9 protein-coding genes and 2 pseudogenes are annotated in these 9833 nt (G+C 51.8%); 9 read left to right on the top strand and 2 right to left on the bottom strand.

Annotated features, from left to right (window positions below; translation table 11 throughout):
* From DW49_RS0107370 to DW49_RS1000000133595, 6 genes and pseudogenes are all read left to right on the top strand, one after another.
* Positions 1 to 330: pseudogene (locus DW49_RS0107370) on the top strand (transposase); the annotation flags it as partial.
* A gap of 434 nt (positions 331 to 764) precedes the next feature.
* Complete coding sequence (locus DW49_RS0107365) at positions 765 to 3362, top strand: AAA family ATPase (protein WP_005615814.1); 2598 nt, start codon at positions 765 to 767, stop codon at positions 3360 to 3362.
* Positions 3363 to 3566: 204 nt separating this feature from the next.
* The gene (locus tag DW49_RS0107360) at positions 3567 to 3842 is read left to right on the top strand and encodes a transposase (RefSeq protein ID WP_024421179.1); all 276 of its coding nucleotides are present in this window, start codon (positions 3567 to 3569) and stop codon (positions 3840 to 3842) included.
* A 130-nt stretch (positions 3843 to 3972) separates the two neighbouring features.
* Positions 3973 to 5100, top strand: a complete 1128-nt coding sequence (locus tag DW49_RS0107355; protein ID WP_005615816.1) for a ParA family protein — start codon at positions 3973 to 3975, stop codon at positions 5098 to 5100.
* A 100-nt stretch (positions 5101 to 5200) separates the two neighbouring features.
* On the top strand, positions 5201 to 6205 hold the full coding sequence (locus DW49_RS0107350; RefSeq protein ID WP_005615818.1) for a ParB/RepB/Spo0J family partition protein: 1005 nt from the start codon (positions 5201 to 5203) through the stop codon (positions 6203 to 6205).
* Between the two features lie 50 nt (positions 6206 to 6255).
* Positions 6256 to 6675: a hypothetical protein gene (locus DW49_RS1000000133595; RefSeq protein WP_229687585.1), complete on the top strand. Its 420-nt coding sequence runs from the start codon at positions 6256 to 6258 to the stop codon at positions 6673 to 6675.
* A 33-nt stretch (positions 6676 to 6708) separates the two neighbouring features.
* Here DW49_RS1000000133595 and DW49_RS1000000131820 read toward each other — a convergent pair whose 3' ends face one another.
* Both DW49_RS1000000131820 and DW49_RS0107335 read right to left on the bottom strand, forming a co-directional pair.
* Positions 6709 to 7014 carry a DUF4113 domain-containing protein gene (locus tag DW49_RS1000000131820; protein ID WP_229687586.1) on the bottom strand — a complete coding sequence of 102 codons (306 nt, stop codon included), beginning with the start codon at positions 7012 to 7014 and terminating at the stop codon, positions 6709 to 6711.
* Positions 7015 to 7128: 114 nt separating this feature from the next.
* Positions 7129 to 8109, bottom strand: a pseudogene (locus DW49_RS0107335) (Y-family DNA polymerase); the annotation flags it as partial.
* Positions 8110 to 8355: 246 nt separating this feature from the next.
* On the opposite strand from DW49_RS0107335, the gene DW49_RS0107330 reads away from it, so the two are divergent.
* The 3 genes from DW49_RS0107330 to DW49_RS0107320 all read left to right on the top strand — a co-directional run bounded on the left by DW49_RS0107330 (position 8356) and on the right by DW49_RS0107320 (position 9808).
* Positions 8356 to 8988, top strand: coding sequence for a recombinase family protein (locus tag DW49_RS0107330; RefSeq protein ID WP_024421175.1), 633 nt, complete (start codon positions 8356 to 8358; stop codon positions 8986 to 8988).
* A 272-nt stretch (positions 8989 to 9260) separates the two neighbouring features.
* Positions 9261 to 9485 carry an antitoxin MazE family protein gene (locus tag DW49_RS0107325; protein WP_003319697.1) on the top strand — a complete coding sequence of 75 codons (225 nt, stop codon included), beginning with the start codon at positions 9261 to 9263 and terminating at the stop codon, positions 9483 to 9485.
* A complete protein-coding gene (locus DW49_RS0107320) occupies positions 9482 to 9808 on the top strand; it encodes a type II toxin-antitoxin system PemK/MazF family toxin (RefSeq protein ID WP_003319696.1) in 327 nt (108 codons plus the stop codon). The genes DW49_RS0107325 and DW49_RS0107320 overlap by 4 nt, the downstream gene beginning before the upstream one ends.
* The last annotated feature ends 25 nt before the right edge of the window (positions 9809 to 9833 follow it).

The raw sequence follows: 9833 nt of genomic DNA, 5'->3' as shown, positions 1-9833 counted from the left end.
ATCCACTTGTCGAAGAAGACGGAAAACGGGCGAAAGACCGTCAATTACCTGGGCCGCTACCTGAAAAAACCGCCGATCTCGGGCAGTCGTCTGGCGCATTACACCTCCGGAGCCACGTTGAGCTTTACCTACCTGGATCACCGCACGCAGACCTATCAGCAGGAAACGCTAAGCCAGGCCGACATGCTGCGCCGGGTGGTGCAGCACATCCCGGAAAAGCATTTCCGGATGATCCGGTATTTTGGTTTTCTGGCCAATCGGGTCTGCGGGCAGTACCTGCCAAAGGTCTATGAAGGGGCGAATAGAGAAAACGGAAAAAATCGTACGCTAGCGTGAATTTTGTCAGGTTGAGGTCATAGAAATTGACGGCGATCCGTCAGGAAATACAGAAAACCATCCTAGTCTGACAGGGGGCTGGTGAGCGGTCTGACGCCGGGTTGAGGTGTACTTCAATCGGACACAGTCCAAGCTGCACGAGAGCCTCTCCAATGTCGGCAGTGCTTACCGTACGATTTTTTCCGAATTCTGCGGGTTTCCCAACCATGTATAACCTGACGCCGCTCAACCCTCTCAGTTCGCTGGACTCCATTTCTATTGCTCGACTGTCTTCCTACAGACGGTTCTTCAATCCCGCATCCGACTCAGACCCACAAATCACCTTAGATGCCTCACAGCCACATTTTGCAATAATTGTGACGGTTAAATGATGGCAAAAAGCCATTCAGCGCCTACGCTCAGGAATTCCTCCGTGAGATGAGCGCACCATGACTAAGATTGAGGCTGTACCGGCAGTAGCTGATGATTTCGAGACATGGCTGAATTCGCGCCCTAAGTGGTTGCAGACCGCAGCTCGAATGATCATCGACTCGAAGCGACAGTTGAACCCGGATGAAGTTAAAACGCTAGCTAGGCTTTGCAAGCTCGAAGCCAAGGGTGAAGCTGATCCAGGATTTCTGACCGTTACTCCTGGCACTTTATCGCAGGTTGCCAATAAACCTTTGCTTCGGATCGAGGAGATCCTAGATGTGCATGGGTTGAACGCAATCAAGGCTGGCGCCAATCTTCCATTCGGCAAAAGCAATCTCTCGGTGATCTACGGACAGAATGGAACCGGCAAGAGCGGTTTTGCGCGGCTGCTAAAGGAGATCTGTGGATCACGATCCAAGGACCAAATACGCAGCAACGTCTTTGATCCGACCCCTACGCCCTGCCGCGCTCTTTTCAAGGTATCAATAAACGGTAAGCTGGCGGATGTTCATTGGGACGTCCCAAGCGGGCCCCATAAAGCTCTACAACATGCACAGGTGTTCGATAGCAAGGCTGCCCAGCAGTACATGGGCAGAACTGAGGCATGCTATGAGCCCAGTCGGATGAAGTTTGTATCGGCACTGATCGTCACAGCGGACGCTGTTAGCACAGAGCTTTCAAGAGAGATGGCACTACTCATCAAAGCGTTACCCGCCATCCCAGAAACGATAAGTCACACCGCCGAAGCAAAATGGCTTCAGGGCCTGAAGAGCGCGACCACGACCGCGAGTATTGATAAGGAGTGTCTGTACACGGATCTGCTTGATCGGGAGCGCATAGAGAAAGAGGCCCTACTCGCAGAGAAAGACATTGCAGGACGGCTGCTGAGCATTAATAAAGAAAAAACTGCGCTGAAGAGTATTGAAACAGCAATGTCGACTCTTCAACAGGGATTGAACGATGCGACGGCAGGTACGCTAGATACCCTGAAAAACGCCGCTGTTAAGGCTAGGAATTCGAGCGAAGAAGCGGCGGCAGCGATTTTCGGTAAAGCCGAGCTCGACGGTGTTGGCTCTGCGACTTGGCAGGATATGTGGGAGTACGCACGCGCATACTCCAACGGCACGGCCTACACAGAATCTCAGTTTCCCAATATTGCAGCTGACTCACGCTGCGTGCTTTGCCATCAAAGTCTTGATGAGGATGCCAAAGCCCGGCTGGCTGGGTTTGAGAAGTTCGTCACTGACGGCCTTGAGACAGCCGCCAAGAAGGCCGAAAAAAGCTTTACTGATCAGAAAGCCCTATTGCCAACTCTTCCTGGGGAAACAAGCTGGATCGTTCACATGTCCACTTTAGGCTTCGAGGAAACGGATGCGATCTCCTGGCTTGGCATGCTCAAAGCGAGGCGTGATCAAATCGTGTCGGGAAGCCCTGTCGGCACCTTGCAGCCGTTCGACTGGAATAGCATCAACGAAGCGGTAAAAACCAAATCAGCAGACTTGGTTACCGAAGAAGGTAGCCTTTCGTCTCTGCTGAAGGATGAGCATCGTCAAGCAATGCATGAGCGAGTTCAGAACCTTCAAGCCAAGCAGTGGCTCTCACAAAACAAAACCTCTATTAGCGCTGAAAGGGATAGGCTGATAGCAGTCGCAGCGATAGTCAAAGCCTCACGCTCAGCGGCCACCAACGCTCTGACCACCAAAAAAAATGACTTGGCCAAAACTGAACTGGATGCTGGTTACCAAGCTCGATTCATCGAAGAGTTGAAGCTACTCGGTGGACACCGCATTCCAATAGCTCCACTAAGCAAATCGGGTGGCAAAGGCAAGATCACCTTTGGTTTAAATCTCGTGGGTGCGCACGGCTCCCATGGCTTGGAATATATCTTGAGCGAGGGTGAAACCAGGATCGCGGCACTCGCGGCTTTCCTTGCAGACACGACAGGATCAAACCAGTTAGCTCCGTTCATTTTTGATGACCCGATATCCTCACTCGACCAAGACTTTGAAGAGAAGGTTGTCGAACGTCTCGTATCTTTGTCACAGACCAGGCAGGTCATCATATTCACACACCGATTGTCTCTTGTAGCCCAAGTAGAAGCTGTTACCAAGAAATGGGAGCAGACTCCAGGGATGCCTTCAATCAAGCCGACACTCACGTCACTACAGAGGATGGCGAAGACTGCAGGCATCGTCGCTACTGCAAGCGCCCGAGACTTGAGACCGGAAAGTGCTGTCAGGGGGTTAATCGACCATACGATTTCGCGCTTGAAAAAACACCAGGATAAGGCCGAAGTCGAGGCCTATGAGTCGCTCGCCAAGAGCGCTTGCAGTGACTTCAGGATCATCGTCGAGAAGACGATAGAGTACACTTTGCTGGCAGACGTCGTAGGCCGCTTCAGACGTGCAATCAACACTCAAGGCAAGCTACACAAGGTCGCCAAGGTAACAAATGACGACTGCGTATTCATTGATGACTTGATGACACGCTACTCGGTGTATGAGCATGCTCAGTCTGAGGAGATGCCCAGCAGCGCTCTTGAGCTGGATGTCTTTGAAGCCGACGTAACAGCCCTGCAGAAATGGATTGCCGAGTTTGGATCGAGAGCGAGCTAGCATGGCTCATTGAGCGAAGGTCAGAATCATGATGAAACTCCTGATTCTGGCCTGATACTGGACAGCAACAGACATCGAAGTGTTGGCGCTGATTGAAAACTGTATGCGTCCGGCCAAGTCATCTACCCAGCCCCGCAAAGCCAAGACATGGTGTGCACTTGAATTTAAGTGGGCACCAGTCCTAGCCTTCTAAGCGGGTATTTCATGCAGCCACAACGCCGTTCCTACTCCAAATCCCTCAAGGTTCAGTTCGTCCAAGAGTGTGCTCAGCCCGGTGCTTCGATTGCCAGCGTCGCACTGAGCCACAGTCTCAACGCAAACCTCGTCCATAAGTGGATTCGGCTGCAATCGCAGAGAATTGCCATCCTGCAAGTGATGCAGCCAGTAGCGCGGCCACGTATCAGCAGCACACAGCAGCCGCCCACTGAGTTAGCCATTCTTCCAGCTAAGGTCATCACACGAACGCTGTCATTCCACTAGATTTAAAGGCAGAAGCAAATAAATTCTGCTAAAACAGCTAAATAATAATGAATACCGGAACAAGGGCTTTATTTATTAAAAATCACGAACTATAGTGAAAGTCTCACTCATCTAGTAGGCGACCTCGCGCATGACTCCTGCCGATAACGAAATAGCTGAACAGCAGAATTTTGTAGACTTCAACTCCATTCTTTATACGCCTCAGTACGCCGCTGGCTGCTTCGGTCTGACTACGCGTCGACTTATGGCCATTGAAGAAGAACACGGCTTGGACATCAAACGCATAAAGCGTGGGTCGTCTACATCCAGGGTCTACACGGCCTCGGATCTTTTCAACATCGCCGCGCTGCGTCGGTCGCTAGGCCATCTCAAACCAATTGGTCGTCAAATTGTCGCTTCAACCTTCGTGCCAAAGGGCGGGACTGCCAAGACCACTACCGCGGTCAACCTTGCTATTAGCGCTCAATTTGCAGGGATTAAGACACTAATTATCGATAATGACCCTCAGGGTGATACCTCAAACATGCTGGGTTATGACCCCGACCTCAGCCCAGATGATCTCGTCGACATGAATATTCCTTCAGATCGGCTGGTGGATGGACATTTTGGCAATCTTCTCAGCCCGTTGCTTCGAATGAAGCCTTTTTCAGAAAAGGTGCTCGCTGATGTGATCAAAAAACCTTTTGGCGAAAACGGCATTCATCTCATCCCGGCTGACACATATCTTGAGGATTTGGCTGTTGCGCTCGATGCTTCGAACAATTCGGATATGTGGTATGCCCGATTCATCGAAGACGCAAATGCAGGAAAAGTACCAGGATGTGACCTTTCTGTTTATGACCTGATAATTATTGACAACGCGCCTGCTGGCTCTCGATTGACCAAGAATTCAGTTGCAGCTAGCGATCTATTGTTGTGCCCCGTTCGGATGGACAAATTTTCGTTCAGAGCACTGTTAAGGTTGCATGAGTGGTGCGCTCGATTCGCAAAAGAGTACAGCTATGCGCCTGCTCTCATGGCTATTCCTACGATGTTTATTCGCAAGCGCGCTAGGTTGTTAGCAAATCTTCAATCACTCAACACGCTTTTCCCTGGGCAGGTAACTGAGGAAAAAATCTATTTTTCCGAAGATTATTCGAAGTCACTGGATGATGGTATTCCTCTCATGTTGTGGAAGAGGGCGAACTCACAAACCATCGACACTGCAAGGCTTGTCTTTGGTGAAATCTTGCAGAAGATTCGCAGCTTGGCCGCCTGATTTTAAACATGGTGCTTCTAGCACCACCGCTCACTGATGCTTGTAGCACCACAAACACCGACTGGTGCTAGTAGCACCACTAAGAAACGGATAAATAATCATGAAATCCGATGATTTCCCGGGAAAACCTAAAGTCGGCCCAGCCATCAAAGGGCTGAAAGCACCGACGCCGATAACCACGCCTGACTCAACGACGGCGCAGCCGACAGGGAGGGCCGCGATGCTTCAAAGAATGAGCCAAGACTCCGAATCACCACAACTACAGGTGCCGAATTCAGAAGCGGCCTCAAGCAGGACCGCTATCCATATTCTGAATGTTGACCAGATAGTAAAATCACCATTTCAGCCAAGATTAGTTTTCGATCAGGCTGCACTCGAAGATCTTGGAACGTCAATCCAGACAATTGGTCTGGGACAGCCAATCCTTGTCAGGCCGCTGCCGAACGGACTTTTTGAGTTGATAGGCGGGGAGCGTCGATGGAGAGCTTCTAAACTCATCGGCAACATGACCATAGAAGCTATGGTCAAGCCCATGTCAGATGATCTCGCAATGCTTTTGGCGTTGACAGACAACGACCAGGAAGACCTCACAGACTATGAGAAAGCTCGTAGCTATTACTGTCTTCTCAAAAATGGTGAAGATTCGAGTATGCGTGCTCTAGCAAGGCGACTAGGTACGAATCATTCAGTGATCAGCCGTCTCCTGCAGCTGACACAATTACCCGAGAGCATACGCACAATACTGGACGGGCATCCAGCGCTAATCACGGCGAATTACGCTAAAGATTTCAAAGACCTATCCACTATCAATGAAGATTTAGTAGTAAATGTGGTCGAAAAAATGGCTTCAACTGGACTGCCACAAGAAGCTGCACTGAAATTGATAAGACGTGAAGTTGATTCGGTAAGCAGACCTGAAGCAAAGCAGGCAAAAAAAAGTGCAGTAGACGGGATAGGGACACTGCGTATTCTGGGTGACAGGGTTGAGGTCAAGTGTGCAAAGGGAATTGACGCTACAAAACTCGCTCAGGAATTTTTGACATTCCTGCATTCTTTGGATAAAGCTCAAATCCTAGAAGCTGATGAGTCCCCGTCGGGCCAGTGAACCAAAATCAGCGCAAAGATTGGATAATTTCAACGAAAAAGGATAACCAAATGGATAGAAATCAAAATCGCGGAGCTGAAATACTTGCATTTACCTTGGGCCTTGCCATGGTCTGTTACGTTGTTGCCAAGGCGTTTTCAGACTACCTGGGCGTGGACATCACAGCCGGGGGGCGGGTACTTTTAGCGCTTTTAATGGCCCTGGGTATGATTGGCTATGCAGTCTGGAGCGAGCTGACAAATGGGTTCCTCGGCTTCAGGGCACTTTTACCGTTGGCATTTTCCACTCTCTGGAGCGGTATGTGGCCAGCCATGCAGTATTGGGGCACCAAGTCGCTGTATTTCCCCGGCCTGCCTAGTGAGTATCAAGACTTGGAATGGTGGGCAAATGGATATACTCAGTGGGGTGGATGGGCTCTCATCCTGTTCGGCGGATATGGCATTGCATATTTCACCTGGCGGGCTAGGTAAGCCAACGAGTTATCACTTCACTGGCGCGCTTGATCATTTGGCCTTTACAACCCATAGCTGATCCAGGCGCGTCGTGTAACTCTGACTCATCTGATCACGCCTCATCCCCCAATCAGGCGTAACCGGTACTGATGCTGTTCGCAGGGTGCCACGGCCCCACTTGTCGTTGATCAGGTCCAAGGTAGCCATCAGCACGTCGGAGCTCAATGGCTGTGCGATTGAGAACAAGTCATTGGTAAACACGCCTGGCTGGCACATGTCCATCAGCAGCACTTCTGCTTTGCTGTACCTGAACCCGGGCCGGTAGATACGTGTGACAGCCTCTAACCGATCAGCCAACAAAAAAACCGCCTTTCTTTGGCGGTTTTGTTGTGCGTTAGGGGAGCCAGAGAATTCGGAAAAAATCGTACGCTAAGGTTTTCAGGCACACAGCGGCTCATCCCCAAACCCTGATTACTTCGCCTTTACAACCCACAGCTGATCAAGCCGTGTCGTGTAGCTCTGGCTCATCTGCTCACGGCGCATGCCCCAATCTGGAGTGACTGGTACTGAGCCTGTACGCAGCGTTCCACGTCCCCACTTGCCGTTGATTGAATCCAAAGCGGCCATCAGTCGATCTGAACTCGCCGGTTGATTGGTCATGAAAAGGTCATCGGTAAATTCACCTGGCTGGCAGATATCCATCAGCAGCACTTCGGCTTTGCTGTACCTGAAGCCTGGGCGAAATATCCGCGAAACCGCCTCCGTCGCGAACTGGGTCATCACCCTGACATCGTTAGTGGGGTAGGGCAGCTGGACGAGTGCGCCGTTCGCGTACTTGGCCTCGTCAGGATTGAACATGCCGGTGCGGATGCTCACCCTGATCTTTTTACACACGGACCCTTGGGCTCTCAACTTCTCAGAAGCGCGCATCATGTAGGTGGCCACCGCCTCCTTGATCGGCCCCAGCTCGGTCAGCCGCTTGCCGAACATTCTGCTGCAACAAATCTCCTGCCGTGGCGGTTCGACTTCGTCCAGCTCCAGGCAAGCGGTGCCAGCAAGCTCCCGTGCAGTTTTCTCGATCACAACGCTAAACGTTTTGCGCAGCATCCAGGGATCCGCCATAGCGAGGTCCTTGGCCGACAGGATCCGCATGCCCTCCAGATGCGCTTTCATTTTTCGACCAATGCCCCAGACTTCTCCGACAGAGGTATTGCGCAGCACCCAATCACGTTTTACAGGGTCGCAGATGTCCACGACCCCGCCGGTGTGCGCCTGGAGACGCTTTGCCGTGTGATTGGCCAGCTTGGCCAGTGTCTTGGTCGGTGCAATCCCCACCCCCACGGGAATTCCGGTGCAGCGATGGACTTTGGATCGTATCGATCTGCCCAGTTCGGTCATATTGCCAGGCATCCCGGTCAGGTCTAAAAACGCTTCGTCGATGGACGCCACTTGGGGTCGCCTCAGAAAACGGATTTTACAGTACGTTAAGCTGATTTCAGTCGTCGTAATGGCCGGAATCTTCCACCACGGGGTTTGGGGAGTAACGGAACAGAAAAACAACCTAAACCCCGCCACTCGCGCTCGGTATGGTTCAAAAGGGTGGTTCTTTCCAAGATGGCTCTATAGGCTTGCTGTTATACCCATAGAGCCATAGCTGATAAGCCATGGCTCTATGGGTATACCAAAATGGGCCATGTGATGACGACTCTTAATGTTGCGCGGGTGTACCTGCGTGTCAGTACCGAAGACCAGGACTTGCAGCGCCAAGAAGCGATCATTGGCAATGCGCGAGCATCGGGCTACTACGTGGCTGCGGTCTATCGCGAAAAAGCCTCGGGCGCTCGATCCGACCGTCCCGAGCTGTTGCGCATGATTGAGGACCTGCAACCAGGTGAAGTCGTCATCGCTGAGAAGATCGACCGAATCAGCCGTCTTCCCTTGGCCGAAGCAGAAAGGCTTGTGGACGCGATCAAGGCTAAGGGCGCACGCTTGGCGGTGCCCGGCATCGTAGATCTATCGGAATTGGCCGAGGCATCCCGTGGCGTCGCCAAGGTGGTGTTGCAAGGCGTACAAGACATGCTGTTGTGTGTGGCACTGCAAATAGCGCGTGACGATTTTGAGGACCGGCGAGAGCGACAGCGGCAAGGCATCGACTTGGCCAAGAGCGCAGGTCTATATAGAGGACGTAAGCCGAATGCTAAAGTGCATGAACAGATCATTGCCTTTAAAAGCGGCGGGTGTAGCATTGCGGAAACTGCGCGGCTGGCGGGGGTCAGTGTCAGTCAGGTGAAGCGTGTATGGGCACATCACCGGGATAGCGTTGATATCTGAATAGGAAGATTTCGACCCTTACGACGATAGAAATCAGCTTAACGTACTTTAAAATCCGTTTTCTGAGGCGACCCCCGCTAGGACGATCCCCCTGATCCTTGGATACGCACCGAAAACGGCGCATGCAGAGATACCGAGGCCATGGGAGGGTCTTCAAATTGAAAGAATAGGGATAGAAGTCGAGCAAAGCCGACCCCTTCGCAAAAGGCCTCGGTTGCACTAGGGTGTAGTTATCGCTAAAATGTTACATGTAACTATCTACGGAGGTTTAAATGCCTACATCCCATGTAAATGCCCGCGTTCAACGCCATCGCGACGCGCTGCGTGCGGCTGGCCTACGGCCCATTCAGATTTGGGTTCCCGATACCCGGCGGCCAGACTTTGCACAGGAGTGCCATCGACAGTGCCTGTTGGTTGCTCAGGCAGACATGGCCAATACCTATATGCAGGGGTTGATGGACGAAGCCTTAGACGATGTTGAGGGTTGGACGCCATGATGCGAGGTGACCTAGTCACCGTCGCCATGCAAGGTGACTTTGGTAAACCAAGACCCGCCTTGGTAATTCAGGCAAACCAATTCAGCGAACACACCAGCGTTACCGTGCTGCCAGTGACCAGCACCCTAGTCGCAGCACCGCTGCTGCGCATCACCGTTCAGCCGACCGCAGAAAACGGCTTGCAGAAGCCTTCTCAGGTCATGCTAGACAAGACCATGACCCTCAAGCGTGAAAAAATAGGCCCGACTTTTGGGCATATCGGAGTGGATTCAATGGTGGAGGTAGAGCGCTGTTTAGCCGTGTTCTTGGGTATCGCCAATTGACACCTTTTCCTTAGAGGGTGTAGAC

This window comes from Pseudomonas avellanae BPIC 631 (genome assembly GCF_000444135.1).
Taxonomy (GTDB): domain Bacteria; phylum Pseudomonadota; class Gammaproteobacteria; order Pseudomonadales; family Pseudomonadaceae; genus Aquipseudomonas; species Aquipseudomonas avellanae.
This window is presented reverse-complemented; position numbering and strand designations above follow the sequence as displayed.